The organism is Mycobacterium bourgelatii (assembly GCF_010723575.1).
Classification (GTDB): Bacteria; Actinomycetota; Actinomycetes; order Mycobacteriales; family Mycobacteriaceae; genus Mycobacterium; species Mycobacterium bourgelatii.
In genome coordinates this window covers 2,066,073-2,092,170 of the sequence record NZ_BLKZ01000001.1, presented here as the reverse complement: position 1 = coordinate 2,092,170, position 26,098 = coordinate 2,066,073, and the positions used below count along the sequence as shown (strand labels likewise).

General features: G+C 66.2%; 22 protein-coding genes and 2 pseudogenes. 6 read left to right on the top strand and 18 right to left on the bottom strand.

Annotated elements, in window-relative coordinates; all coding sequences use genetic code 11:
• Window positions 1-121: 121 nt before the first annotated feature.
• Window positions 122-1,273, top strand: a pseudogene (locus G6N68_RS09290) (TerC/Alx family metal homeostasis membrane protein).
• Here G6N68_RS09290 and G6N68_RS09285 read toward each other — a convergent pair.
• The 6 genes from G6N68_RS09285 to G6N68_RS09260 form a co-directional block, all read right to left on the bottom strand.
• Window positions 1,270-2,430, bottom strand: coding sequence for an acyl-CoA dehydrogenase family protein (locus G6N68_RS09285; protein ID WP_163710788.1), 1,161 nt, complete (start codon window positions 2,428-2,430; stop codon window positions 1,270-1,272). The pseudogene G6N68_RS09290 and the gene G6N68_RS09285 sit on opposite strands and share 4 nt — an antisense overlap.
• Window positions 2,431-2,537: 107 nt before the next feature.
• Window positions 2,538-3,956 (bottom strand): GTPase HflX, encoded by a 1,419-nt coding sequence (hflX, locus tag G6N68_RS09280; RefSeq protein WP_163710785.1) that lies wholly within the window; start codon window positions 3,954-3,956, stop codon window positions 2,538-2,540.
• Window positions 3,957-4,014: 58 nt separating this feature from the next.
• Window positions 4,015-4,896, bottom strand: coding sequence for a diaminopimelate epimerase (gene dapF / locus G6N68_RS09275; protein WP_163710782.1), 882 nt, complete (start codon window positions 4,894-4,896; stop codon window positions 4,015-4,017).
• 4 nt (window positions 4,897-4,900) lie between these two features.
• On the bottom strand, window positions 4,901-5,827 hold the full coding sequence (gene miaA, locus G6N68_RS09270; protein WP_163718381.1) for a tRNA (adenosine(37)-N6)-dimethylallyltransferase MiaA: 927 nt from the start codon (window positions 5,825-5,827) through the stop codon (window positions 4,901-4,903).
• 7 nt (window positions 5,828-5,834) lie between these two features.
• Window positions 5,835-6,524, bottom strand: a complete 690-nt coding sequence (locus tag G6N68_RS09265; RefSeq protein ID WP_163710780.1) for a class III extradiol ring-cleavage dioxygenase family protein — start codon at window positions 6,522-6,524, stop codon at window positions 5,835-5,837.
• Between the two features lie 122 nt (window positions 6,525-6,646).
• On the bottom strand, window positions 6,647-7,600 hold the full coding sequence (locus G6N68_RS09260; protein WP_205351285.1) for a DMT family transporter: 954 nt from the start codon (window positions 7,598-7,600) through the stop codon (window positions 6,647-6,649).
• 543 nt (window positions 7,601-8,143) lie between these two features.
• On the opposite strand from G6N68_RS09260, the gene G6N68_RS09255 reads away from it, so the two are divergent.
• Complete coding sequence (locus G6N68_RS09255) at window positions 8,144-9,496, top strand: DUF349 domain-containing protein (protein WP_163710777.1); 1,353 nt, start codon at window positions 8,144-8,146, stop codon at window positions 9,494-9,496.
• Window positions 9,497-9,512: 16 nt separating this feature from the next.
• Here the strand turns inward: G6N68_RS09255 and G6N68_RS09250 are convergent, their stop codons facing one another.
• The 5 genes from G6N68_RS09250 to recA all read right to left on the bottom strand — a co-directional run bounded on the left by G6N68_RS09250 (window position 9,513) and on the right by recA (window position 15,366).
• Entirely contained in the window at window positions 9,513-10,154 is a 642-nt protein-coding gene (locus tag G6N68_RS09250) for an Rv2732c family membrane protein (protein ID WP_163710774.1), read from the bottom strand.
• Window positions 10,151-11,698, bottom strand: coding sequence for a tRNA (N6-isopentenyl adenosine(37)-C2)-methylthiotransferase MiaB (gene miaB, locus G6N68_RS09245; protein WP_163710772.1), 1,548 nt, complete (start codon window positions 11,696-11,698; stop codon window positions 10,151-10,153). The genes G6N68_RS09250 and miaB overlap by 4 nt, the downstream gene beginning before the upstream one ends.
• A gap of 67 nt (window positions 11,699-11,765) precedes the next feature.
• Window positions 11,766-12,722: a GGDEF domain-containing protein gene (locus tag G6N68_RS09240; RefSeq protein ID WP_163710768.1), complete on the bottom strand. Its 957-nt coding sequence runs from the start codon at window positions 12,720-12,722 to the stop codon at window positions 11,766-11,768.
• Between the two features lie 15 nt (window positions 12,723-12,737).
• A complete protein-coding gene (recX, locus tag G6N68_RS09235; RefSeq protein WP_163710765.1) occupies window positions 12,738-13,256 on the bottom strand; it encodes a recombination regulator RecX in 519 nt (172 codons plus the stop codon).
• Window positions 13,222-15,366 (bottom strand): intein-containing recombinase RecA, encoded by a 2,145-nt coding sequence (gene recA, locus G6N68_RS09230; protein WP_163710761.1) that lies wholly within the window; start codon window positions 15,364-15,366, stop codon window positions 13,222-13,224. The genes recX and recA overlap by 35 nt, the downstream gene beginning before the upstream one ends.
• A gap of 164 nt (window positions 15,367-15,530) precedes the next feature.
• Between recA and G6N68_RS09225 the strand changes: the two genes are divergently transcribed.
• Complete coding sequence (locus tag G6N68_RS09225) at window positions 15,531-16,175, top strand: (2Fe-2S)-binding protein (protein ID WP_163710758.1); 645 nt, start codon at window positions 15,531-15,533, stop codon at window positions 16,173-16,175.
• Between the two features lie 20 nt (window positions 16,176-16,195).
• On the opposite strand, the gene G6N68_RS09220 is transcribed toward G6N68_RS09225, so the two are convergent.
• Both G6N68_RS09220 and G6N68_RS09215 read right to left on the bottom strand, forming a co-directional pair.
• Window positions 16,196-16,390 (bottom strand): DUF3046 domain-containing protein, encoded by a 195-nt coding sequence (locus G6N68_RS09220; protein ID WP_443093973.1) that lies wholly within the window; start codon window positions 16,388-16,390, stop codon window positions 16,196-16,198.
• Between the two features lie 45 nt (window positions 16,391-16,435).
• Complete coding sequence (locus G6N68_RS09215) at window positions 16,436-17,602, bottom strand: glycosyltransferase (RefSeq protein WP_163710755.1); 1,167 nt, start codon at window positions 17,600-17,602, stop codon at window positions 16,436-16,438.
• Between the two features lie 43 nt (window positions 17,603-17,645).
• On the opposite strand from G6N68_RS09215, the gene G6N68_RS09210 reads away from it, so the two are divergent.
• Both G6N68_RS09210 and G6N68_RS09205 read left to right on the top strand, forming a co-directional pair.
• Window positions 17,646-18,080, top strand: coding sequence for a limonene-1,2-epoxide hydrolase family protein (locus G6N68_RS09210; RefSeq protein WP_163710752.1), 435 nt, complete (start codon window positions 17,646-17,648; stop codon window positions 18,078-18,080).
• A gap of 211 nt (window positions 18,081-18,291) precedes the next feature.
• Window positions 18,292-19,924 (top strand): annotated as a pseudogene (locus tag G6N68_RS09205) (PE family protein).
• 29 nt (window positions 19,925-19,953) lie between these two features.
• Here G6N68_RS09205 and pspM read toward each other — a convergent pair.
• The 4 genes from pspM to pgsA all read right to left on the bottom strand — a co-directional run bounded on the left by pspM (window position 19,954) and on the right by pgsA (window position 22,718).
• On the bottom strand, window positions 19,954-20,775 hold the full coding sequence (gene pspM / locus G6N68_RS09200; RefSeq protein ID WP_163710749.1) for a phage shock envelope stress response protein PspM: 822 nt from the start codon (window positions 20,773-20,775) through the stop codon (window positions 19,954-19,956).
• A 17-nt stretch (window positions 20,776-20,792) separates the two neighbouring features.
• The gene (gene pspA, locus G6N68_RS09195; RefSeq protein WP_163710746.1) at window positions 20,793-21,605 is read right to left on the bottom strand and encodes a phage shock protein PspA; all 813 of its coding nucleotides are present in this window, start codon (window positions 21,603-21,605) and stop codon (window positions 20,793-20,795) included.
• Between the two features lie 126 nt (window positions 21,606-21,731).
• The gene (gene clgR / locus G6N68_RS09190) at window positions 21,732-22,046 is read right to left on the bottom strand and encodes a transcriptional regulator ClgR (RefSeq protein WP_163710743.1); all 315 of its coding nucleotides are present in this window, start codon (window positions 22,044-22,046) and stop codon (window positions 21,732-21,734) included.
• 84 nt (window positions 22,047-22,130) lie between these two features.
• Window positions 22,131-22,718, bottom strand: coding sequence for a CDP-diacylglycerol--glycerol-3-phosphate 3-phosphatidyltransferase (gene pgsA / locus G6N68_RS09185; RefSeq protein WP_163710739.1), 588 nt, complete (start codon window positions 22,716-22,718; stop codon window positions 22,131-22,133).
• Between the two features lie 85 nt (window positions 22,719-22,803).
• Between pgsA and G6N68_RS09180 the strand changes: the two genes are divergently transcribed.
• Window positions 22,804-23,319: an amino-acid N-acetyltransferase gene (locus G6N68_RS09180; RefSeq protein ID WP_163710736.1), complete on the top strand. Its 516-nt coding sequence runs from the start codon at window positions 22,804-22,806 to the stop codon at window positions 23,317-23,319.
• Between the two features lie 36 nt (window positions 23,320-23,355).
• On the opposite strand, the gene G6N68_RS09175 is transcribed toward G6N68_RS09180, so the two are convergent.
• On the bottom strand, window positions 23,356-25,899 hold the full coding sequence (locus G6N68_RS09175; RefSeq protein ID WP_163710732.1) for an FtsK/SpoIIIE family DNA translocase: 2,544 nt from the start codon (window positions 25,897-25,899) through the stop codon (window positions 23,356-23,358).
• Window positions 25,900-26,098: the final 199 nt, after the last annotated feature.

The following is a 26,098-nucleotide window of genomic DNA, read 5'->3' as shown; positions in this document are numbered from 1 at the left end:
GTCGAAATGATGCCGGGCTGCGGCCGTGTCGCGAGAAAGTGAAGTGCGCCCGGTCGGGTGGTTGCACTACCGTGCCGGAGACATCTAGCCCACTGCCGCCGCGGGAGGAAGCCCAGCGCAAATGGGTGTTTCCGGACTTGCCTGGGGCCTCACGATCGCCTTGATCGCGGGTCTGATGTTGTTCGACTACACGGTCCAGGTACGCAATACGCACGTGCCGACGTTACGTGAAGCCACAGTCTGGTCAACGTTCTATATCGGCGTTTCGATCGTGTTCGGTATCGGGGTGGTGATCTTCGGCGGCCCGAACATGGGTGTCGAATACTTCGCGGGCTATCTGAGCAACGAAGCGTTGTCCGTTGACAATCTGTTTGTCTTCCTGGTAATCCTCAGCAGCTTCGAGGTGCCTCGCGTCGCGCAGCAGAAGGTGTTGTTATTCGGTATCGCGTTGGCTCTCGTCGCGCGCACCGGATTCATTTTGCTCGGCGTCGCCCTCATCGAGAACTTCAATTGGGTGTTCTACCTGTTCGGTCTGGGCTTGTTGACCATGGCGATCAGCCTGGCGAAACCGGAAGAGCCCGAAGGACGCAACGCCGACAACGTCATGATCAGGTTGGCTCATCGCTTTTTGCGGACCTCGGAGCACTACGACGGCGGCCGATTCCTCGTCGTCGAAAACGGCAGGCGGGCGATGACTCCGCTACTGGTGGTGATGTTCGCCGTCGGCGGCAGCGATCTGCTGTTCGCCTTCGATTCGGTGCCGGCGATGTTCGGATTGACCCAGAACGTGTTTCTGGTCTTCGCCGCGACCGCCTTCTCGCTGATGGGCCTGCGCCAGTTGTACTTCCTTGTCGACACTCTGCTGGATCGGCTGGTGTACCTGTCGTACGGGTTGGCGCTGATTCTCGGTTTCATCGGTGTGAAGCTCGTCCTTCAGGCGTTGCACGACAACAACATTCCGTTCATCAACCACGGCAAGCAGGTCGCGGTACCGGAAATCAGCACGCAGATGTCGTTGGTCGTGATCGTCATGGTCCTGACGATCACCGCGTTGGTCTCGATCGTCTCAAGTCACGGTCGCATGCCGAACTCCGTGGGCTCCGCAGCTTATCCCAGCGAACGCGAGGCATAGTTTGCCGCGCTGGGTGGCAGCGGAATACGAGATCGATTCGTTGGCAACGAAATTCGCAACAACTCACAACAGGAACGCGAACTGCGGGCGCTGTTGCAACGTATCCGCGACGGGTACGACGCGTACAACCTCGAGAATTAGACCCCGAGGCTGCGCCCGACGATCTCCTTCATGATCTCGGTTGTGCCGCCGTAGATCGTCTGCACCCGGGCGTCGAGATACGCACGGGCAACGTTGTATTCGCGCATGTAGCCGTATCCGCCGTGTAGTTGCAGGCAGCGGTCGATCAGGTGGACCTGCTTCTCGGTGGAGTACCACTTGGCCATCGCGGCCTGTTCGGCGGTCAGCTTTCCTTCGAGGTGCAGTGCGATGAACTGATCGACCATGATGCGCACCACCGTGGCCTCGGTGGCCAGTTCGGCCAGCACGAACCGGCTGTTCTGGAAACTGCCGATCGGCTTGCCGAAAGCCTTGCGCTCCTTGGTGTATTGCAGCGTCTCTTCGAGCACGGCCTCCATGGCGGCTGCGGCCATGACCGCGATGTTGATCCGTTCCTGGGGCAGGTTCTGCATCAGGTAGATGAAGCCCATGCCTTCTTCACCGAGCAGGTTTTCCACCGGAACCTTGACGTCGGTGAACGACAATTCGGCGGTGTCCTGCGCGTCCAAACCGATCTTGTCCAGGTGGCGACCGCGTTCGAAGCCCTCCATGCCCCGCTCGACGACCAGCAGACTGAACCCTTGCGCACCCTTGTCCGGGTCGGTCTGGGCGACGACGATCACCAGATCCGAGTTGATCCCGTTGGTGATGAACGTCTTTGACCCGTTCAGCACGTAGTGGTCACCCTGCTTGACCGCACGGGTCTTGATCCCCTGCAGGTCGCTACCGGTGCCCGGTTCCGTCATGGCGATAGCGGTGATGATTTCGCCGGTGCAGAACTTGGGCAGCCAACGCTGCTTCTGCTCCTCATTGGCCAGGTGCAGAAGGTACGGGGCGACGATGTCGTTGTGCAGGCTGAATCCGATTCCGCTGAAGCGCCCGCGGGTGGTTTCCTCGGTGATGATGGTGTTGTAGCGGAAGTCGGGGTTGCCCCCGCCGCCGTACTCCTCGGGCACCGCCATACCGAGAAATCCCTGCTTACCGGCTTCCAGCCAGACCCCTCGGTCGACGATCTTGTTCTTTTCCCATTCGTCGTGATAGGGCGCGACGTGCCGCTCGAGGAAGCTCCGGTAGGACTCGCGGAACAGATCGTGCTCGGCTTCGAAAAGTGTGCGCTGGTATTTGACGGCGCTGCCCATGGATGACCTTCCGGAAATAAAAACTGGTTTCCCCGAATATACCAACCGGACGGTTGGTAGAGACTCGGCCCGGGTCGGGCCCGGTGACTTCGGGGTCGGTTTGTGGCTTACCGCGACGAGAACGGCCGCAGGCTGGCGGCCAGTGCCACCGGGACGCGGGCCTTGATCCGGGTGCCCTCGGGGTCGTGCTGGGTTTGCTGCACGCGTCCGTCGGCGTGCACGCGGGCGACCAGATCGCCGCGGTCATAAGGGATCACCACGTCTACCGCGGTGTCGGTGGGGGTGACGAGCTCGGCCATTCGGGTTCGGAGTGCGTCGATTCCGTCGCCGGTGCGTGCGGAGACGAAAACCGCACCGGGCAGGCCGTGCCGAAGCTTGGCCAGCGCTAGGTCGCCGGCGGCGTCGACCTTGTTCACCACCAGCAGCTCCGGCGGCGGGTCGCCGTGATGGTCGGAGACCACCTCGGAGATCACCTGACGGACCGCGTTGATCTGCGCGAACGGGTTCACGTCGGACCCGTCGACAACGTGCAGCAAGAGGTCGGCGTCGACGACTTCCTCCAGCGTCGAGCGGAACGCCTCGACCAACTGGGTGGGCAGATGCCGCACGAACCCGACGGTGTCGGTGAGCACGAACGGGCGGCCGTCGTCGAACTGCGCACGGCGGGTGGTGGGTTCCAGGGTGGCGAACAGGGCGTCCTGCACCAGCACCCCGGCGCCCGTCAGCGCGTTCAGCAGGCTGGATTTGCCCGCATTGGTGTAGCCGACGATGGCGATGGAGGGGACGTCGCTGTCGAGCCGTCGACTGCGCTGAGTGTCACGAACCTGCTTCATGGCCTTGATCTCGCGGCGCAGCTTGGACATGCGCTCGCGGATACGGCGGCGGTCGGTTTCGATCTTCGTCTCACCGGGGCCGCGCAGGCCCACCCCGCCGCCACTGCCGCCGGCGCGCCCACCGGCCTGTCGCGACATGGATTCGCCCCAACCGCGCAGCCTGGGCAGCATGTACTCCATCTGCGCCAGCGAGACCTGGGCCTTGCCCTCCCGGCTGGTCGCGTGCTGGGCGAAGATGTCCAGAATCAGCGCGGTGCGGTCGATGACTTTGACCTTGACCGCCTTTTCCAGCGCGGTCAGCTGCGCCGGAGACAGTTCACCGTCGCAGATGACCGTGTCGGCGCCGGTCGCGACCACGACTTCGCGAAGTTCGGCAGCCTTGCCCGAACCGATATAGGTGGACGGGTCGGGGCGGTCACGGCGCTGGATGAGGCCCTCGAGCACCTCCGAGCCCGCGGTTTCGGCCAGCGCGGCCAGCTCGGCCATGCTGGCCTGGTTGTCGGCCGCGGTGCCCTCGGTCCATACCCCCACCAGGACGACCCGCTCCAGCCGCAGCTGGCGGTATTCGACCTCGGAAACGTCGGTGAGTTCGGTGGACAACCCGGCGACCCGGCGCAGTGCCGATCGGTCGTCGAGTGCGAGTTCACCGACGCTGGGTGTGGTGTCTTTGTCGAGCGAATCAGAATGTGTCATAGGCAAGATCCGATGGTGGCAGGTCTCGCGGACCAGCGCATCTGAATATTCACGATTTTCACGGCAGCGACTTCCACCAATCGTCGGAGACCTCCCCTTGCGCGACCAGCACCGAGGGTCCGCGCAGAAAGCTGGTGGCGTTGGTGACGGTGACGCTGACCTCACCGCCCGGTACTCGAACGGTCAGTGCGCCGGTGTCGGCGCCCGTGCTGGCCAGCGCGGCGACCGCAGCCGCGACCGTGCCGGTGCCGCACGAACGGGTTTCCCCCACGCCGCGTTCGTGTACCCGCATATTGACCGCCCCACCCACCGGAGCAGTCAGCACCTCGATGTTGACGCCTTCGGGAAACTGCTGGTGATCGAAAGCGACGGGCGCGGCGACATCGAGCGCCGCGAGTTCTTCGTTGGTCAACGCGGGGTCCACGCACGCGAGGTGCGGGTTGCCCACGTCGACCGCCATGCCCGCGAACCGCCGGCCACCGACCATGGCCTCGAATGCCGCCGAACCGGCGCCCAGCTTGTTGGCCTTCCCCATGTCGACGGTGATGTCGGCGGTGGTCTGATCCGCCTGGTGCACCGTGACCAACCGGGGCCCAGCCAGCGACCCCACGACGAACTCGTCGCGCAACTCCATTCCGCTGGCCCGCAGGTAGTGCGCGAATACCCGCACGCCGTTGCCGCACATCTGCGCGGTGGACCCGTCCGCGTTGCGGTAATCCATGTACCAGTCGTAGTCGCTCACCCCGTCGGGCAGACCTTCGAGGACACCGGCCTGGACGAGCGCACCCGCGGTGGTGACCCGCAGGACGCCGTCGGCACCCAACCCCTGGCGCCGATCGCACAGCGCGGCTACCCGATGCGCGGCCAGGTCCAGCCCTGCCTCCACATCGGGCAGCAGCACGAAATCGTTCTGGGTGCCGTGGCCCTTGGCAAAGATCACTCGATCAGGATATGTTCCGCCACGCGCGCAACGCGTCGTCGACGATCCCGTCCGCCTGGGCGTCCAACCAATGCACCCGGTGGTCCCGGCGGAACCAGGACCGCTGGCGTCGCACATAACGCCGGGTGCCGATGAAGGTTTGTTCGCGGGCCTCGCCCAGCAGGTCGGCGTCGCCGCCCTTGTCCAGAGCCGCGATCACCTGGGCGTAGCCGAGCGCCCGGCCCGCGGTGACGCCGTCGCGCAGACCCTTTTCCAGTAGGCCGCGGACTTCTTCGACCAAGCCCTGCTCGAACATGGCGTCCGTACGCCTCCGCAGGCGCTCATCGAGAACTGTTGTGTCACAGTCTAATCCGATGATCACGGTGCCCCACCGGGCGGCGCCGATGCGCGGCGCGGAGGCGGCAAAGGGCTGGCCGGTGAGCTCGATCACCTCGAGCGCACGCACCGTACGGCGGGCGTCGGTGGCCAGGATCGTCGCGGCCGCCGCGGGGTCGCGGCGAGCCAGTTCGGCGTGCAGCGCGCCGACGCCAATCTCGGCCAACCGCTGTTCCCATCGCGCCCGCACCGCCGGATCGGTGGCGGGAAATGACCAATTGTCGAGTAGCGACTGGATGTAGAGCATGGAACCGCCCACCACCACGGGCACCGCTCCCCGCGCCGCAATCGCCTCAATGTCGGCGGCCGCCGCCTCCTGGTAGCGGGCCACCGTCGCGGTTTCGGTCACGTCGAGCACGTCGAGTTGATGGTGCGGGATGCCGCGGCGCTGATCGACGGGCAGCTTGGCCGTCCCGATGTCCATGCCGCGGTAGAGCTGCATCGCGTCGGCGTTGACGATCTCCGCGTCGAATTCACCGGCGAGCCGGTCCACGACGTCCAGGGCCAGTTGCGACTTGCCGGTGCCGGTCGGGCCGATGATCGCCAGCGGCCGCACGGCCGCCTCAGAGTTGCCAGACACCGGCGAAGTACCCCACGCCGTAGGGCGCGCCGCGGTAGAGCTCCTTGGCCGCGCGCGGCCCCAGCTCGACGAGACCGGCCAGAACGTGAAATGCAGTGCGCCCCAAGATTTGTGGGGGAAGCCGATGCAGTGCGCCAACGTCGCCGCTGGCCAACGCGTCGTCAAGATGGAGCTGGAACTCGGCGCTGCGCGGGTCGTAGCCGCCGGGGGCTTTCGGCGTCAGGCTGTTGGCCCCGTCCGCGACGACCAGCACACCGACGGGTCCGGGTGACTGGTCGATCTCGGCCCGCAACGCCCTGCCGCGGGCCAACGCAACATCCGGATCCTCGTCGGTGGCGTAGCTGCGCACCTGGGCTTCGGCGTCCGGCCGCGCCTGGCCGCGCACCCAGCCGGCCATGAGGGCGCACAAGGGCAGCTCGGACGGCGGCTGCGTGGTGTCACCCGGCGACAGCCGCACCCGCACGTCGGCGCCGAATCCGGCAAATGTGCCGACCGCGTCGGGTCCTACCACGGTGTCCTGGGCGCCGACGCCGATGGCGATCCAGCGCGTCGGGAGCAGGGCGGCCGCCACGGCTACCGCCGCCGACAGATCCGCCAACTCGGCCGAGGCGGCGCCGGCGAGTTCCGGGACCAGCACCGGCGCGGACGGGACGATCGCGATCGAGCTGAGCACGCCACCAAACTAACGTCTCGGTTGGGCGGAACGGTCCCGGCTATCGGGTCGCCCGCCGCCTCTTACCGGGCCTTACGGGGTCTTATCGGGTCTTATCGGGTCTTATCGGGTCTTATCGGGTCTTATCGCGTCACCGAGGACCCCAGCGCCGTGCCGGCGCTGTCAGGAGCGGGACCGTCCTCCACATCCGTTCTGATGTCGCGGCCGGCCTCGGCGACCATCGTCGCCGCCTCACCGCGGGCTAGGCCGACCGTCGCAGCGATCACCACAACTACCGCCACGAGCAGGACGAACGCCTCGTATCCAGTTGCGTCCAGACTCTCGCCTAGCACGGTGATTCCTAGCACCGTGGCCACAACCGGCTTGGCCACCGTGATCGTGGGCAGCGAGGCAGTCAGCGCGCCCGCCCGGAACGCGGACTGCTGGAAAATCATCCCGCACAGGGCCGTCGCCAACCAGGGATAGAACTCCGGAGCGACCAGCACGCCGGCGAAACCCTGATCGTGTACAACGTCGACGACACCCTTGGTGAGCACCGCGAACAGCGCCAACGAGGCACCCGCGACAATCGCCAGCAGGACCGCCGCCTGGGGCCGGCCGACCCACACCCGCGCCAGCACCACGCACAGCACCAGCAACGGGGTCACCACCGCGGCCACGACGACCCAGGTATGCAAGGGGGCCCGGTGATGGCCCTCGGTCGGGTCGCCGACTTTGATCGCCACGGCCAGGGCAGCCGCGAGGAGCACCGCCCACATCCATTCGGACCGGGTGATGCGGTGTTTGGTCATCCATGAGTAGATCGGCAGCGCAAAGAGCAGCGCAGACACCTGCAGAGTAGTGACCAGCATGACGGAGCCCCAGATGAGCGCCACCGCCTGCAGGCTGTAGTTGATGACGGCCGCCATTCCGCCGAGCCACCAGCGGGCGTCGCGCAGCGACAGGCCGAACAGTTGTAGGTGGCCGACGTGCTGATCGGTGACCTCTTGCGCGGATCGCTGACGGATCACGTCCCCGGTCGCCGATGCCAGCGCAGCGCACAGAGCGATGATTGCGGCCAGCTGAAACCCGGTCATATATGACCCCTCAATTCCCAAATGTCCCCACCAGCGTTCCCCCGGGCAGGTGCGGATACACCTGTCGCGCGCTGGCAGTTCGCTACATACTCTATGGTCCTGCTCACAGTCCCGAAAGTTGTTCTCCGGCTGCTAACGCATTGGATACTTGCTCGCCAAGCTATGCGGATCCGGTGCATCCGCTGTGTAGCAGCTGTGCGAGACGGGGTTAGCAACCAGTGTGCGTCGCCGTCTGTGAGAACGCTACCGCGTTACCGGATAGGTACGTGGGATCCACTGGATGGCCAGCCGATTTGTTATTGAGCCGTTGAGCGGAGCACGGTTGTTGGGCCCAACAAACACGGCTTCTTTGGTGAAGCTGTAGACGACGGGCCCCACCGCCTGCCAAGGTCGCGGCACGGGGCTTGTCCACCTGCTTCATACTGTTGAAACACTGGTTGGCAGTTCCCGGCGGCTAGCGCGGCCGGCCGACCAACCGAATGGGTGCCGCTTCGCGCGGCAGGTGCGCGGGAAAGTGCCGCGCGAAGGGTAGGTGACGAGCGTATGACGGCTGGCGAGTCCACTAGCGACACTTCGACCGGGTCGGTGCCCGGACCCGTCCCGGGAGCGGTTCCGCGTCCGGGACCGCGTCCCGGACCCAGGCCCGTGCCGCGGCCTACCTCCCACCCGGTGATAGTGCCTCCGCGCAGCGATCCTCATCAGTTCGGCCGTGTCGATGACGACGGCACTGTCTGGTTGATCAGCTCGGCCGGCGAGCGCGTAGTCGGTTCTTGGCAGGCCGGCGACCCGGAGGCCGCGTTTGCGCACTTCGGCAGGCGATTCGACGACTTGGCCACCGAGGTCACCCTGCTCGAGGAGCGACTGGCCTCGGGCACCGGCGATGCCCGCAAGATCAAGGCGCATGCCCTGGCGCTGGAGGAATCCCTGCCGACGGCCAACGTGCTGGGCAATATCGACGCACTCGCCGCTCGACTGGCCGCGCTGCGGGAGCACGCCGATGCCACCGCGGCCGAGGCTCGTGCCAAACGTGAGGAGTTTCGGGCGGCTCAGACCGCGCGCAAGGAGGCGTTGGCGGCCGAAGCCGAGGATCTGGCGGCGAATTCGACCCAGTGGAAGGTCGCCGGCGACCGGTTACGCGCGATCCTCGACGAATGGAAGACGATCAGCGGCCTGGATCGCAAAGTCGACGACGCATTGTGGAAGCGCTACGCCGCCGCCCGAGAGGCGTTCAACCGCCGACGCGGCTCGCACTTCGCCGATTTGGACCGAGAGCGATCAAATATCCGGCAAGCCAAGGAACGCCTCTGCCGACGGGCCGAGGAGCTGTCCGACTCCACCGACTGGACCGCCACCAGCGCGGAATTCCGCAAGCTGCTGACCGAATGGAAGGCGGCCGGGCGGGCGAGCAAGGACGTCGACGACGCCTTGTGGCGTCGTTTCAAAGCCGCGCAGGATGCGTTCTTCAGCGCCCGCAACGCCGCGACGGCCGAGAAGGACGCCGAGTTGCGCGCCAACGCCGAGGCCAAAGAAGCGTTGCTGGCCGAGGCGGAGAAGCTCGACACCAGCAATCATGAGGCGGCTCGCGCGGCACTGCGGACTATCGCCGACAAGTGGGATGCCATAGGCAAGGTGCCGCGGGAACGGTCCGCCGAGCTGGAACGCCGACTGCGCGCCATTGAGAAAAAGGTGCGCGAGGCCGGCGAGGCGGATTGGTCGGACCCCCAGGCACAGGCCCGAGCCGAGCAGTTCCGTGCTCGCGTCGAGCAGTTTGAACAACAGGCCGCCAAAGCTGAGGCCGCCGGAAAGACCAAGGAAGCCGAAGAGGCCAGGGCCAACGCCGAGCAGTGGCGGCAGTGGGCCGATGCCGCTGCCCGGGCGCTGACCCGCCGGTCCTAGCGTTCGCCTTGGCGCCTTAGCGGTCGGGGCCCTCGGTGGGCGGGATCCCAGAGTTCGGACCGTCGGCCGCCTTGTCGTCGGGCTTTTCGTCCTCCCGCAGGTTGTCCAACAGCGTTCTGGATTGCTGCTCGGCGGCCGCACGCCGACGCTGCTCTTCCGCCGCGAGCTGGACGATGGTGCGTTGCCACACCACCCGAGCCCAGTGGAACGTCAGGACGATCACGGTGAGCCAGGTGATGAAAATGCCGATAGCCGGGCCCGGATGTCCGGTCGCCACTGTCTGACGTGACCAAACGGCCAGCATCCCGGTAGCGCTGGCCAGCGCCGTGCCCGACAACGCCACCCACGCCAAGGCCCAGCGCCTGGTCAGCAAGGCCAACATCGAGAAGCCGACGCCGAATACCAGCGCCAGCCAGGCGAAAACCCGCTCGGGTAGTCCGACGGCGGCCGCACTGGCCTCGTGGCTGCCGAACAGTAGGTTCCAACCCCGCACGTCGCCGGTGTGCGGCAGCGCAAACGATCCCACGAGGACGAACACCAGGATCGCGACGACCAAAGCCCTTGCACCAGGGTCGATTTCGCGCGCAACGCGGCGTTCCGCCGCCTCGATTTCAGATCGGAAGGCGTCAAATTCCGCCACGTTCAGCTCTCCGTTCATTTGTCGCACCCGGCCGAGCATCCGGTGGGTTCGACGGGTGCGGCGGGTCCGGTCTGGGGCCGCCCGACTCCGGGAATGCCCAGGCCGACACCGCGCGGACGCTCCCCCGCGGCGTGTGCGTCACCGGCGCGGGTGCGACGGTGGGTGAGGACGCCCGCGTCGGCGATGAGATAGTGCGGCGCGGCGTCAGTGACTTTCGTGGTGATGATGTCGCCGGGACGCACCTGCTCATCGCCGGCAAAGTGAACCAACCGGCCGTCGCGTGCCCGCCCGCTCATGCGTGCGGTGCTCGCATCCTTGCGTCCTTCGCCGGTGGCTACCAGCACCTCGACGGTCTGCCCGACCAGTGCGGCGTTTCCTTCCAGCGAGATCCGCTCCTGAAGTTCCACCAACCGCTCGTAACGTTCCTGCACGACGGCTTTGGGCACCTGCCCGTCGAGTTCGGCCGCCGGCGTGCCGGGACGTTTGGAGTACTGGAAGGTGAACGCGGCCGTGAACCGCGCTTGGGCCACCACGTCCAGCGTGGCCGCGAAGTCCTCTTCCGTCTCCCCGGGAAATCCCACGATCAGATCGGTGGTGATCGCGGCGTGCGGCATGGCCGCCCGCACCCGCTCGATGATCCCGAGATAGCGCTCGGCGCGGTAAGACCGGCGCATGGCGCGCAGGATGCGATCCGATCCGGACTGCAGCGGCATGTGCAGGGCCGGGCAGACATTGGGCGTTTCGGCCATCGCCTCGATGACGTCGTCGGTGAATTCGGCCGGGTGCGGTGAGGTGAACCGAAGCCGCTCGAGTCCGTCGATCTCTCCGCAAGCCCGCAGCAGCTCGGCGAATGCGCCCCGGTTTCGCGGCAGAGCGGGATCGGCGAATGAGACGCCGTAGGCGTTGACGTTCTGGCCCAACAGCGTGACTTCGAGGACGCCGTCGTCCACCAGCGACCGAACCTCGGCGAGGATGTCACTCGGGCTGCGGTCCACCTCTTTGCCCCGCAGCGACGGGACGATGCAGAACGTACAGGTGTTGTTGCAGCCGACCGAGATGGAAACCCAAGCAGCATAAGCGGATTCGCGCGCACTGGGCAGCGACGAGGGAAACTCCTGCAGCGCCTCGGCGATCTCAATCTGCGCGGCGTTGTTGTGCCGGGCGCGTTCGAGCAACCTGGGCAGCGACCCGATGTTGTGGGTGCCGAAGACCACGTCGACCCACGGCGCCTTGCGCAGCACCGTGTCGCGGTCCTTCTGCGCCAGGCAGCCGCCGACCGCGATCTGCATGTTTGGATTCTCGCGTTTGCGGGGCGCCAGGTGGCTGAGGTTGCCGTAGAGCTTGTTGTCGGCGTTCTCCCGCACGGCGCAGGTGTTGAAGACGACGATGTCGGCGTCGGAGCCGTCGGCGGCCCGCTGATAGCCGGCGGCCTCGAGCAGGCCGGCCAGCCGCTCGGAGTCGTGCACGTTCATCTGGCAGCCGTAGGTCCGGACCTGGTAGGTACGCGCCGAAACCGCGGTCGGGGCATCCCCCGGCACGTCTCGCGCCACCGTCGAAGTCACCCGGACATGGTACGGCGAGCCGGGCCTGCCCGATGAACTCGCAGGCCGGGGCGCGAAGCCGAGCGGGTTAAGTGGCTCCGGTGGCGCGCTTGACCGCGTACATGTTCCTGTCGGCGGCCCGAAGCGGGTCGGGCTCCCCCGCGGCGATCCCGGCGCTGAAGCCGACCTGCCCGCCCACCTCGGTCCAGCGCTGACGCAGCCGGGCCACGACGTGCTCTGCGTCGCTGTGGTTTGCCCCGAGGAGCATCAGCAGGAACTCGTCACCCCCGATCCTGAAGACGACGTCGTCCTGGCGCACCGACCAGCGCAGCGCGTCGGCAAAGCTGACGAGGAGTTCGTCGCCGGCCGCGTGCCCGTGCGTGTCGTTGTATTGCTTGAAGTTGTCGAGGTCGATCAGCACGATCGTCGATTCGCCGGTGTGCAATGACAGCTGGTGGCCGAGCGTGCTGCGGTCGAGTAGCTGGGTGAGCGCGTCGGTCTGGGCGATCTGGTGCAACAGCTCCGTCTGCTGCGTCAGCTTGGCGATCAGCCAGGCCGGGACCTCGGCCACGATGACCCACATGAGTGCGGCGGTCACCGCGGTCGGCGGCACCCCGCCGGGATGGGGGCCGGTGCCCACAACGAACGCGACGACACCGAGCGGCGCGAGGACCAACGAGCGCCAGCGCGGACACGTCAGCCCGATGTAGACGAACGTGATGGTGATCGTGCCTGGTAGTTGCCGAGTGGCGTCCGAATCGACGGACCCGACCAGGATCGTGAAGACGAGCGAGGCAATCGGCCAGCCCAGGAGCAGGACGCGCTTGTTGTGCCAGCCGATTATCCGGCCGACCACCGCGACAGCCCCGGCCAAAACCGTTGCCCCGCCCAGGATCCAGTACAGCCGGACGTCGACGCTGCTGCCGGCGACGTACGCGGCGTGCGCGCCGACGGTGCCGTAGAGCACGACCAGGATGAGGAACCCGATCAGGCCGATCGCATGCCAACGACCTGTCGACGGCTGGGGATCGATGGGCCGCGGCACGCGCTCAGGATAAAACTAGACTCGCCGGCGCTCCCGTTCTGCGGCCAACTCGGCCAGGACCACCTCACACGCCAGATTCTGGCTGTAGCCACGACGTGCCAGCATCCCCACCAGCCTGCGACTAACCCGCGTCTCGTCGGTCAGCGACTCCCGCTTCAGCTTGGCCCGCACCAGCTGTTCGGCTCGAGCCCGCTCGGCGCCGGCATCGATCCCATTGAGCACCGTGGTGATGATGTCGTTGTCCACGCCCTTGGTGTGCAGCTCGGCGGCCAGCGCACGCCTGCTCTTGCCCGCGTTCACTCGACGCGATTGCACCCACTGTTCGGCGAAATCGGCATCGTCGACCAGTCCGACGGCGGCCAACCTGTCCAAGACTCGGTTGCTGATGTCGTCGGGATAGCCACGTTTTGCCAGCTGGCCGGCAAGCTCAGCCCTGGTGCGTGCTCGCGCGGTGAGCAGGCGCAGGCACAAGGCCCGCGCCAGCTCCTCGCGAGACGGCTCAGAAGTCGACGGGGGCGGGCAGGACGCTGTCATCGGTCACCACTGCACCAATGCCGAGCTTTTCCTTGATCTTCTTCTCGATCTCATTAGCCGTGTCGGCGTTCTGCATCAAGAAGTTGCGAGCGTTCTCCTTGCCCTGGCCGAGCTGCTCACCTTCGTAGGTGAACCACGCGCCGGACTTGCGGATAAAGCCCTGATCCACGCCCATGTCGATCAGCGAGCCTTCCCTACTGATCCCCTTGCCATAGAGGATGTCAAACTCGGCCTGTTTGAAGGGTGGCGAAACCTTGTTCTTCACGACTTTGACCCGGGTCCGGTTGCCGACCGCGTTGGTGCCGTCCTTGAGCGTCTCGATGCGCCGCACGTCCATGCGCACCGAGGCGTAGAACTTCAGTGCCTTTCCGCCTGTTGTCGTTTCGGGCGAGTTGTGCACCATCACACCGTCGGCGAAGTAATTGTGTGAACCTTCGACTTCGATATCGAAGCGGCTCATGATGGGATAGTCCGTCTTCGACTCGATCTCGAGAACTCGCGCCGGCATCAACTGCATTGTTGGTGCAACAAACTGCGGCTCCACATTGAATTGATCGCGGAAACGTGGCAGCAGCTTGTACGCCATGGACGGGTGTACGTACGGCGCGATGAGTTCCTGAAACTTGGCGGTTGCTTGTGTAGAAAAGACCAATACCGCCTTACTCGCCGAACCTGCGTGGCGTAGCCGTACGTCGAGTCCGTAGGAGTCGCGCAGATAGTCGCGGAGACGCACTTGCGACCCTTCATTCATTGCCTCAACACAGATCTCGATTCGTCCACTTCCACCTTTAGTGCGTTCCTGCAAGCCCTTAGAGCGGAGGCTGAAAGAGCCATCGTCCATGTACCAGATGGCCAATGCCAGTGGTGTCAGCGCCTTCAGGTATTCCTCGGAAAGAAACTTCTTACCGTCACCCAGGTACACAGCACTCATTAGCTCGTGAAGCTCCGAAAGCGGGGTGAAGTCCGCGAATACTGCGCCCTTGCTATTGATGGTGCGACTATGCGGGATGTTCGCTAGCAGAGACACCTTCCAATCGAGGTATTCCGACTGCTTTGCCCCGTGCCCCATACGAAGACGAGCACTTTCCGAATCTTGCCGAACAGGCCGAGAAAGGCATCCATCGCCCATCAAGGAACCCAGTACCACTTCCCATTGCTGATCACTGAGCATGCATGGTTGCGCCAACATGACACGGTCACCGACACCTATGTCTTCGGCTTCACGCCAGCCGCCGGGTGTCCGGATGAGATGGTTTCGAGTCATGGCCAAGCTAGCGTGGCCACGCCCAGTCCCACCTCCTGCTCTTTCGACCTTGAAGTGCAAAAACTCCTCGGTTTTGCCGTTGTTGAACCAATTGGTGACCTTGCGCGGCACAATTTGCCCGGACTCGAAGTCGTATGACAAAACCTCGACGTCCATCTTCTGGTTGACGATCTTGCCAAGCTTTTCAGTCGAACCATCCGCCAGCGTGACGTTGGTATACCAGGATCCACACCCGAACATCACGCCGATTTTGTCGCGGAGCTGGTTGATGAAGATCGCCGTGGTTCCCGCATTGTTCAGCGCCCCAGTCATTTTCCGCAGCGCCTGGCTCATCAGCCGGGCTTGCAGTCCGACGTGGCTGTCTCCCATCTCGCCCTCGAGTTCCGCGCGCGGCACCAACGCCGCCACCGAGTCGATCACCAGAATGTCAAGCGCGCCGGAACGGATCAGCATGTCGGCGATCTCGAGGGCTTGTTCACCGGTGTCCGGCTGGCTGACCAGCAGGGCATCGGTGTCGACGCCGAGCTTCTTGGCGTACTCAGGATCCAGTGCGTGCTCGGCGTCGATAAACGCGGCGACACCGCCGGCGGCCTGGGCGTTGGCCACCGCGTGCAGTGCCACGGTGGTCTTACCCGAGGACTCCGGCCCGTAGATCTCCACCACCCGGCCCCGCGGCAGGCCGCCGATGCCCAGGGCGACGTCCAGTGCGATCGAGCCGGTCGGAATGACCGAGATCGGTTGGCGCACCTCGTCACCCAGGCGCATCACCGAACCTTTGCCATAACTCTTCTCGATCTGGGCCATCGCCAGTTCGAGGGCCTTCTCACGGTCGGGGGCTTGCGCCATGATGCTTCTCCTGTGATCGGTGTTGGTGACCGGTTCGGTCGGTTAGCCGCGACACTAGGCGTGGGGTCTGACAAGTTCTGTTCGGATGATCACCACAGTAGCCGAACACCTGTTCGATCATGGTTCGACACGCCGGTGTGGCAGTATCAGCTACCGAAGATCCCATGAACATCTCGGCGGAGCTGTCCGAAATTTCCTCCTATGGAGGGTTTTTCGCGCTGACCGTGGGCGGTGATGCGGCGGGGTGGCATCCCGTCAACCAGTCATATGCCCATGGTTTTGCGGATCTGATCGACACCACCGTCCAGCGTTACGGCACGACAGAGCTGCGAATCGGCGCTTCCCTGGTCCACCTCGGGCACGCCGCCCGGCTGTGGTCGCCGGTCCTGGCGTGCGCATTGGCACACGGTGTCCTGCCGGACCTGACCGACCTGCAGCGCGCCGACAACGGGGCCCAGCTGCGGCTACCCGAACCCCGCGGCGAACGCGTCCAGCCGTCCGCGCCGTTGCTCTACCGCATTGTCGTCATGGAACACATGGCGGCGTTCGCGGCCGGGCTGCGCGTCAAGGTGGCACCCGCCCTGCTGTCGGGCAATATCGCGTCCGCCCTGGTCGGAGCGGCCCATGCCTTGCTTCGGGCGCGGCCCGACTTGCGCGAGCCGGTCGTGGGCATCACCAACGATCTGCTGAATCTCGGCTGCCTGGCCGGAACCGGGGTGATGACCCCGCCGCTGGCGTTCACCCGGCGCAGTTGCTGCTTGTTCTATCGCGTGCCGGGCGGCGGCACCTGCGGCGATTGCCCGCTATAGCCGCCCCCTCTAGTCCAGGCTCACCACTGGTCGCGGGGTACGTCGAAATCCACGCACAGTGCCCGCCACACATCCCGGGGGTCAACACCGTCTTCGATCGCCTGGGCTGCGGTCCGGCCACCGAAGCCGCTCAGCACGTGGTCGACCAGCACCGACGCACCGTAGGCAGCACCGAATCGCAGGGTGACCCGCTCGTGGAACTCCGTCAGCCGCACGTCAGCCAAGATACCCAGCGGAACTAGGCCGACTAGCCCGCCCGACTAGCCCGCCAGAGCAAGCGCTTCGTGACACACCCGCACCGGGTCGGCAACTTCGCTGATGCTCGCGGCCGCCCGCTGCGCGGCTGCCCGGTAGCTCGGCGTCGACAGCACCTCGCGTACCGCGGCCGCAAGCGCATCGCCGCTCAACGGCCGAATCAGCCGGCCACTCCCCTGGCGTACCACCCGATTGGCCATCTCCCATTGGTCCCCACCGCCCGGCACCACCACCAGCGGCACCCCGGCGAGCAGCGTCTTGGAAACGATCCCGTGTCCGCTGCCGCAGATCATCAGGTCGGCGTGCTTCAGCAATTCGTCCTGGCGGCCCAACCCGACGACGGCCCAGGGCGGAACGGTCAAATCGTCTCCACCCAGCCGCGACACCACCAGCCGCGAACCCGCGGGCAGCGACTCCCCGGGAATCAGACTCTCCAGCGCGACTTCGGCCAGTCCAGCGGTGCCGGTGTGTGCGGTTGAGGGTGCGACGACGACAACGGGCCCGGAGCCCGGCGGGATGTCCAGGATGCGGTCGGTCGGCTCAAAGTGCAGCGGGCCCACGACGACGGCCTCCGCCGGCCAGTCTGGCCTGGGGACCTCCAGCGCGGGCAGGGTGGCGATCAGTCGCCGCAATGGCCCTGGGTCGTGGGCCGGTAACCCGATGTCGACGCGTGCGGCGGCGCGTTGCCGCAGACCCGCGCGCAACGAACGAGCCGTCAGCGCCCGCATGGTGGCGTCCCGCAGCCGGCCGCGGAGCCCGGTCCCCGGCGCCAACCCGCTGCCGATCGGCGGCAGCCCCTTGGAGGGCAGGTACAGCGGATGCGGGTCGAGTTCGATCCACGGGATTCCGAGCAGCTCGGCGGCCATGCCGCCGCCGGCGGTGATGACATCGGAAACGACCAGATCGGGCGCCAGGTCGCGCAGCGTCGGCGTGATGAGCACGGCCATCCGCGCCGCCCGGCGGTGGATTCTGGCCCCGGCGTCGACATCCTCGTCCGTCGCTTTGAGGCCGTCCAACTCGATCGCATCGAACCCGGCACCGCGGGCAGCTTCCAGCCACTCCACCCCGGTCAGCAACGTCGGCGTGTCGCCGGCCCGGCACAAGCGTTGGCACAGCGCAATCGCGGGGAACGAATGTCCGGGGTCTGGCCCGGCAACCACGGCGACGCGCACGGGCCCTACCCTGCCACAACCGTGCTCGCCTAGGCTGGCGACCATGACTGAGCTGACTCAGACAACGACCAGTGACAACATCCGCGTAGTCGAAGGATTCCTGAACGCACTGCAGGACGAAGACTTCGACACCGTCGAGGCGTCATTCGACGACAACCTCGTCTACGAGAACGCCGGTTATTCACGGATCAAGGGCGGCCGGCGAACCGCCGCGCTGCTACGCAGGATGGAAGGGCGAATCGGCTTCGAGGTGAAAATTCACCGCGTGGCAGCTGACGGGTCGGCGGTCCTTACCGAACGCACCGACGTGTTGGTTTTCGGCCCGTTGCGAATCCAGTTCTGGGTCTGCGGAGTCTTCGAGGTGCGCGACGGCCGTATCACGTTGTGGCGCGACTATGTGGACGCGTTCGACATGCTCAAGGGGTTGGCGCGGGGTCTGGTCGGGCTGGTCATCCCGTCCCTGAAACCGACCCTGTAGCCCCAACGAGCGCAAGGCGCACATCCATTCGGCGAAATCGTCTTGCTGCCGGGCGATAACTGAGACACGCCAAAAATTAATTTGGCGGAAGTGCAATAAACCTGGAAAAACTCAGGCTGAACCGCTATACGATTCTCCTGCCCAGTCTCGAGGGTGAGCTCGCGGCCCCCAGATAGGCCTCTGTTAGCCATTGCGTATTTGGAGGTCCCGGATGTCTTTTGTGATCGCGGCGCCCGAGCTTTTGTCGGCGGCAGCAACGGACTTGGCAAGCGTCGGTTCGGCGGTGGGTGCAGCCAGTGCGGCCGCCTCGGGTCCCACCATCGAAGTGCTTGCGGCGGGTGCCGATGAGATCTCGGCCGCCGTCGCCTCGCTGTTCGCAAGCTACGGCCAGAGCTATCAGGCCATCAGCGCCCAGGCGTCGGCGTTTCATCAAAGCTTTGTGCAGGCGTTGACGGGGGGCGCAAACGCGTATGCGGCCACCGAGGCGGCCGCCGTATCTCCGCTGGGACCACTGCTCGACGCCATCAATGCGCCTTTTCTAGCTGCGTTGGGACGCCCCCTGATCGGCAACGGCGCCAACGCTAAGCCGGGGTCCGGGCAGGACGGCGGCGCGGGCGGGATCTTGTGGGGCAACGGCGGTAACGGCGGCTCTGGCATAGCCGGCGGCGGCCAGAAGGGTGGTAACGGTGGCGCGGCTGGGCTGTTCGGCAACGGCGGCCGAGGCGGCGACGGAGGATATGGAGCTTCAGCCGCGACACCTAACGGCGGTGCTGGCGGCAACGGCGGGCCGCCGGGTTGCTGTGGGGCAACGCCGGGGCCGGCGGCAATGGCGGCTACTCCATAAATGTCGCTGGGGGCAAGGGCGGCGCCGGCGGGACCGGCGGCGCCGGCGGGCTGTTCACGGCCGGCGGCATCGGCGGTATGGGTGGAGCCTCCAACGACGCCGCCGGCGGCGCCGCCGGCAACGGCGGCGCGGGAGGGGCCGGCGGGCTGTTCGGCGCCGGCGGCGCGGGCGGTGCCGGCGGCGCCAGCGTCAACGGTAACGGCGGGGCCGGCGGGACCGGCGGGGCCAGCGGACTGTTCGGCCCTGGTGGCGGCCACGGCGGCGCGGGCGGGACCTCCCTTGCCGCAACTGGCACGGGCGGCCAGGGCGGCGGCGGCGGGGCCGGCGGGCTGTTCGGTTACGGCGCGGACGGCGGGGACGGCGGCGCCGGCGGCAAGGCCGGTGGTGGCGGCGGCGCTGGCGGGGCAGGCGGCACGGTTTTAGGCGCCGGCGGGGTGGCGGCGCGGGCGGCGACGCCACCAACAACAACGGGGTCGCCGGCGCCGGCGGTAGCGGCGGCAATGCTGGCCTCTTGTGGGGTCCCGGCGGGGCCGGCGGCAGCGGCGGGTACGGCATTGGCACCAACGCGCTCGGCGGTGCCGGCGGCGGTGGGGGTACCGGCGGGCTGATTGGAAATGGCGGCGTCGGCGGCTCCGGCGGGTCGGGCAAGTCAAGTGGCGGGGCAGGCGGGGCCGGTGGCAACGCCGGCGCGCTCTACGGCTCCGGCGGCGACGGCGGCAACGGTGGAGCGGGCGTAAACGGCGGCGTCGACGGCGGTGCCGGTGGCGCCGGCGGCAAGGGTGGGGTGTTCGGCGACGGCGGCAACGGCGGTAACGGCGGCGACGGGCTTGTAGGCAAGGCCGGCGACGGCGGTAGAGGCGGCAACGCCTTCGTGTGGGGCCAGGGTGGTAACGGCGGCAACGGTGGAGTTAGCGCCAACTTCGGCGCCGTCGGCGGTCTTGGCGGCACGGGCGGGCTGCTGCTGGGGCTGAACGGCCTGAACGGCCTGCAGTTCCCGTAGCCGGTAGCTCGCGCGGAGCGAGCCCCCAGCTAGGCCCTGCGCAGACCGCCGAGTTCGTCGAACGCCTGCGCCCAGCCGAGCAGGCGATCGGTCGCGCCGGTGAGTTCTTCGCGGTAGCGCTGTTGCGCCAGCGGCGTGACGGCCCCGGCGCCCTCTCCATTCGCCGCCGAGACCAAATGCGCTGCGGCGGTCACCATTTCGTTGTACTGACGCACGCCGGCACCCAACTGAGCGGTGTACGCGTTGATGGTCGGCACCAGATACTCACGCGACGACGGCGTGTCGTGTGCGGCTCGCTCCATCGACACCACCTCGGCCGCGGTAGCGGCCATCGCCGCTGAGGTCCGCTTCGCCGCGTTGGTCAGGTCCACAATCTCGTCGGGCGGCAGCATCGCCCCCCGCTCCAGCACGCCCAGCAGCGAGAAGAACCCGCGTTCGGAAGCTCCCAACGCATACATGGCCGGCCGTGCGGCCGAACCCGGCGGCGGCAGCCGACGCAGAGTCGTCGGCCGCTCCGCGGGCAGTGGCTCCGACTTGAGCCAGTAATAGCGGAAGAACAGCAGCGTGGCCGGAATTGCCATGACCACCGCCACCGCGCCGGTGATCTGCAGCAGCAGCGTGAACCAGCCCCAAGCCGCCAGAACGGCAGTCACCAAGCCCCAGAACACGCAGCCGAAGGTGAAAATCCAGGCCCAGCGCAGCGCCCGTCGGCGCCGCCGAAGCAACCGGGCCCGCGGATCACTCGCGGCACTGATCTTGCGGGCGACCACGTCGGCCATGTCGGCGGCGGTGTCGAACCCACGCTGCAGCAGACCACGCCACAGACCACGTTGACCCGACTTGACCGCCATCAGTTACCGCTGAACCCTTACTGCCCGTACGGCTTCTCGGTCTGGGCGGGCGGAGCCGGTGTGGCCGGGGTGACCCCGGGCGCCGGTGCGCCACCCGCAGGCAGCGCCTCGCCACGCATCGACGCGCGGATCTGCTCGAGGCGGGAATGCCCGGCCATCTGAATGCCGGCCTGCTGGACCTCGAGCATGCGGCCCTGCACCGAACTCTGCGCGAGTTCGGCCGAACCGAGGGCGTTGGCGTAGCGACGTTCGATCTTGTCGCGCACCTCGTCGAGGCTCGGGGTGTTCCCCGGTGCGGCAATCTCGCTCATCGACCGCAGCGACGCGCTGACCTGTTCCTGCATCTTGGCCTGCTCGAGCTGGCTGAGCAGCTTGGTGCGTTCCGCGATCTTCTGTTGCAGCACCATGGCGTTCTGCTCGACGGCCCGCTTGGCCTGAGCGGCCGCACCGAGCGCCTGGTCGTGCAACGCCTTGAGGTCCTCGACGTTCTGCTCGGCGGTAACCAGCTGGGCGGCGAAAGCCTCCGCGGCGTTGTTGTACTCGGCCGCCTTTGCGGCGTCCCCGGCGGAGGTGGCCTGGTCGGCCAGGGTCAGTGCCTGTCGAACGTTGACCTGCAATTTCTCGATGTCCGCCAGCTGGCGGTTGAGGCGCATCTCCAGCTGACGCTGGTTGCCGATCACCTGGGCCGCCTGCTGGGTCAGCGCTTGGTGGTTGCGCTGGGCTTCCTCGATAGCCTGCTGAATCTGAACTTTGGGGTCGGCGTGCTCGTCAATCTTGGAGTTGAACAGCGCCATAAGGTATTTCCACGCTTTGACGAACGGATTAGCCATCTGTGAGCTCCGCCTTCGTTACTTGTATGCCGGATGGGCGCATTCCCTGTCGCTCAAATTACCGGTTGAGCGCGGATCGCCCCACCCCGTGTGCCTATCTGGTCGAAACAGGTCGAAACAGGACCGTCAGGCTACCGCTAGAGACACAACCGGGGGAATGACCACCTTGGTGCTGGCATCGATGGTTCCAGTGCTCTCGGCGCGTTCCTCGGACGCCATCCGCTCCGCGGCGTCGAACAGCACGTGCGACAACGGGACCTCCAGCGCATCACAAATCGAGTTGAGCAACTCGCTCGAGGGCTCCTTGCGGCCCCGCTCGACCTCCGACAGATAGCCCAAACTGACCCGCGCTGAATCTGATACCTCTCGCAGCGTCCGGTTCTGCGAAGTCCGGGCCTCGCGCAGCACGTCGCCGATGACCTCGCGTACCAATGACGCCATGGTGGTCTCCTTCGTATGGGTTCACGCCTGGCCGGCATCTACTGAGCTGAACGCAGACGGCGGCGGCGTGGTTCCCGAGACGACCTATGAATCTTGGTTGGCGGGTGAATCCGGGTGGGCGCGGCGAATTTCTTTCGCCGTGGAAGCCACATAGTCGATGCCGGTGACGACGGTCAGCACGATCGCGACGGCCATCACGACGTTCGCAAGCGTATGCAGGAAGCCCGAAAGGGGCAGCACAAACAACCCGATTGCCACCGCCTGGACCAAAGTCTTGACCTTGCCGCCCCAACTAGCGGGGATTACACCGCGCCGAATCACCGCCAACCGCAGAACCGTCACTCCGATCTCGCGAGCCATGATCACCACCGTGATCCACCACGCCAGCTCGCCGAGCATGGACAGACCGATCAGCGCCGAGCCGATCAGGGTCTTGTCCGCGACCGGGTCGACAAAAGCACCGAATTCGGTCGCCATTCCGTAATTTCGAGCCAGCAACCCGTCGAAGCGGTCGGTGATGCAGGCAACCGCGAAAATCGCCCATGCCACCACCCGGGCGGTCGAGTGGTGACCGTCACCGTAGAAAAGGGCGAACAAAAAGATCGGGACCAGCAGCAATCGCAACAAGGTCAAGACATTGGCGAGGTTGGCAATGCTGGCGCGCCGTGGCATCTCTCCTGTTTGAGGCTGCCCCGACACGGCATCAGAATAACGGTTGACCAGCTCACACCGCCTTCGACGTCGATACTGTTCAAACGTGAGCGAAAGTCAACGGGATATCCGGCCGCTGGTGCGGCGCGCGCGAACGTCTGACGTCCCCGCGATAAAGCAGCTCGTTGACACGTACGCGGGGAAGATCTTGCTGGAAAAGAACCTCGTCACGCTCTATGAAGCGGTCCAAGAGTTTTGGGTGGCCGAGTACCAGGGCAAGATCGTCGGTTGCGGCGCCCTGCACGTCTTGTGGTCAGATCTCGGCGAAATCCGCACCGTTGCAGTGGATCCCGCAATGACCGGCCACGGCATCGGGCACGCGATCGTGGAAAAGCTGCTGGAGGTCGCCCGGGACCTGCAGCTAGAGCGGCTTTTCGTGTTGACCTTTGAAACCGAGTTCTTCGGCAAACACGGTTTCAAAGAGATCGAGGGCACCCCGGTTACCGCCGAAGTGTTCGAGGAAATGTGCCGCTCCTACGACATGGGTGTCGCGGAGTTTCTGGATCTCAGCTACGTCAAACCGAACATCCTGGGCAACACCCGCATGCTGTTGCACCTTTGACGCGAGCGCGGCGACGCAGGCGAATGGCTGCGCCAGCTAGCCCTCGTCTCCCCCGCCGTCGGCGTTGCTGCCACCGCGGATCAACGCCAGGGTCCCGGCCAGTTCGTCGGGCTTGACCAGGACCTCGCGCGCTTTGGACCCCTCGCTGGGTCCGACGATGCCGCGGGTCTCCATCAGGTCCATCAACCGCCCGGCCTTGGCAAAACCCACCCGCAGCTTGCGCTGGAGCATCGACGTCGAGCCGAACTGACTGGACACCACCAGCTCCACTGCCTGCAGCAACAACTCCAAGTCGTCGCCGATGTCCGCGTCGATCTCGGCGCGGTCGCCGCTCGTCTTCGCCGTGGTCACGCCCTCGGTGTACTCGGGTTCGGCCTGGTCCTTGCAGGCGGCGACGACGGCTTGGATCTCCTCGTCGCTGATGTAGGCGCCCTGCAGGCGGATCGGCTTGCTGGCCCCCATCGGGAGGAACAGGCCGTCGCCCATGCCGATCAACTTCTCGGCACCCGCCTGGTCCAAGATCACCCGGCTGTCGGTCAGCGACGACGTCGCAAACGCCAACCTTGACGGCACATTGGTCTTGATCAGGCCGGTGACCACGTCCACCGACGGGCGCTGGGTGGCCAGCACCAGATGGATGCCCGCCGCACGCGCCTTCTGGGTGATCCGCACGATCGCGTCTTCCACGTCGCGCGGCGCTGTCATCATGAGGTCGGCCAACTCGTCGACGATCGCCACGATGTAGGGGTACGGCTGGTACACCCGCTGGCTGCCGAGCGGCGCCGTGATGGCACCCGTACGCACCTTTTCGTTGAAGTCGTCGATGTGGCGCACCCGGGACGCCTGCATGTCCTGGTACCGCTGCTCCATCTCCTCGACCAGCCAGGCCAGCGCTGCGGCCGCTTTCTTCGGCTGGGTGATGATCGGGGTGATCAGATGCGGAATGCCCTCGTAAGGCGTCAGTTCCACCATCTTCGGGTCGATCAGGATCATCCTGACCTCTTCCGGGGTGGCCCTGGTCAGCAGCGAGATCAGCATCGAGTTGACGAAGCTGGACTTGCCCGACCCGGTGGAGCCGGCCACCAGCAGGTGCGGCATCTTGGCCAGATTCGCCGAGATGAAGTCGCCCTCGATGTCCTTGCCCAGCCCGATCACCAACGGGTGGTGATCGCGACGCGTCGACGGCGCGGTGAGCACGTCGGCCAGGCGCACCATTTCGCGGTCGGTGTTGGGTACTTCGATGCCGACCGCGGACTTCCCGGGAATCGGTGCCAGCATGCGGACGCTCTCGGTGGCCACCGCGTAAGCGATGTTTTTCTGCAGCGCGGTGATCTTCTCCACCTTCACGCCGGGGCCCAGTTCGACCTCGTAACGGGTGACCGTCGGGCCGCGGGTGCAGCCGGTGACCGCCGCGTCGACCTTGAACTGGGTGAGCACGTCGCTGATGGCGCCGGCCATATGGGTGTTGGCGGCACTGCGCTTCTTGGGCGGATCGCCGGCGATCAACAGATCGAGCGGCGGCAGCGTGTAAGGACCTTCGACCACCCGGTCCAGCACCTGGGTCTCCTTGCGCGCGCCGCGGCGGCGGCTGCGCGAGGCGGGCTCGGGTGCGGGTGCGGCGGGCTCGTCGGGTTCGGTGCTCGGAGATTGCGCCGACGGCCAGGCGGGCAGACCGTTGTCGACGGAGGCGTCGTAGTACCCGTCGGAGAAGTCTTCCGGCAAGACCTCCACGGTGTCCGCGTCGTCGCCCGCGAAGTCCTGGAAGGCCCCGTCCTCGTCGTATCCGTCTTCGTCGTCGTATTCATCCAGGTAAGGGCCCTGGAACAGCCGGGTGCTGAACATGTGACGCAAGGTCTCGGGCACCTCGCGGATGGTGACGCCGGTCAGCAGCAGCAGCCCGAACAGCGCTCCGATGAACAGCAATGGCGCCGCGATCCACGGCGTCAACCCGTCCGACAACGGTCCCCCGATGGCGAAACCGACGAAGCCCGCCGCGCCCCGGCGCAACTCCGGCGATTCAGGAGAACCCGCCCACAGATGGCGCAGGCCGAGAACCGCCAGCGCGATGAGGCAGCCGCCCAGGATCAGCCGGGGCCGCGTGTCGGGATTGGGCTGCGTACGCATCAGCACGATCGCGATCGCCACGGCTATCAACGGCAGCAGCACAACGGTGGAGCCGATGAACGTCCGCAACAGCATGTCCACCCAGGCACCGACCGGCCGGGCGGCGTGGAACCAGGAGCTGGCGGCGATGACGACGGCGAGGGCCAGCAGCACCAGCGCGATGCCGTCCCGACGGTGTCCGGGATCGATTTCACGCGCCCGACCGATCGACCGCGCTGCGGAACCGGTCCCCCTGGCGGCCAACATCCAGGCGGCGCGCATGCCGCGGCCGCAGGCAAGTCCGGTTGCCACCAGCATCGACTGGTTGCGCCGCCTTGGGCGCCGGCTGACCCGCCTCGGTGGCGCGCTCGCCCTCTTTCGCGGCGCGCTGGGGCGTCCGTTTCGGCTTGAAGCCCGCGGAGTGGCCTTTGACCTGCTCGTTCGGCTTGCAGAGCGGGCTGCGGTCTTATTAGCCATGCCCGCAAGCCTAGTCCCAAAAACACCATCTGCACCAACCGCCACACTGGTAACGGGGCTGTCGCGATTTCCGGTTCCGGCGCTGGAATGCTTCTATGACTGCCAGGCTGTATGACTGCCTGGACTACTGCTGTCCCGGTTTCGTCGATGAGTGCTAGAGGGGAGATCGATCACATGCCTTACATGCGGAGAATCCGCA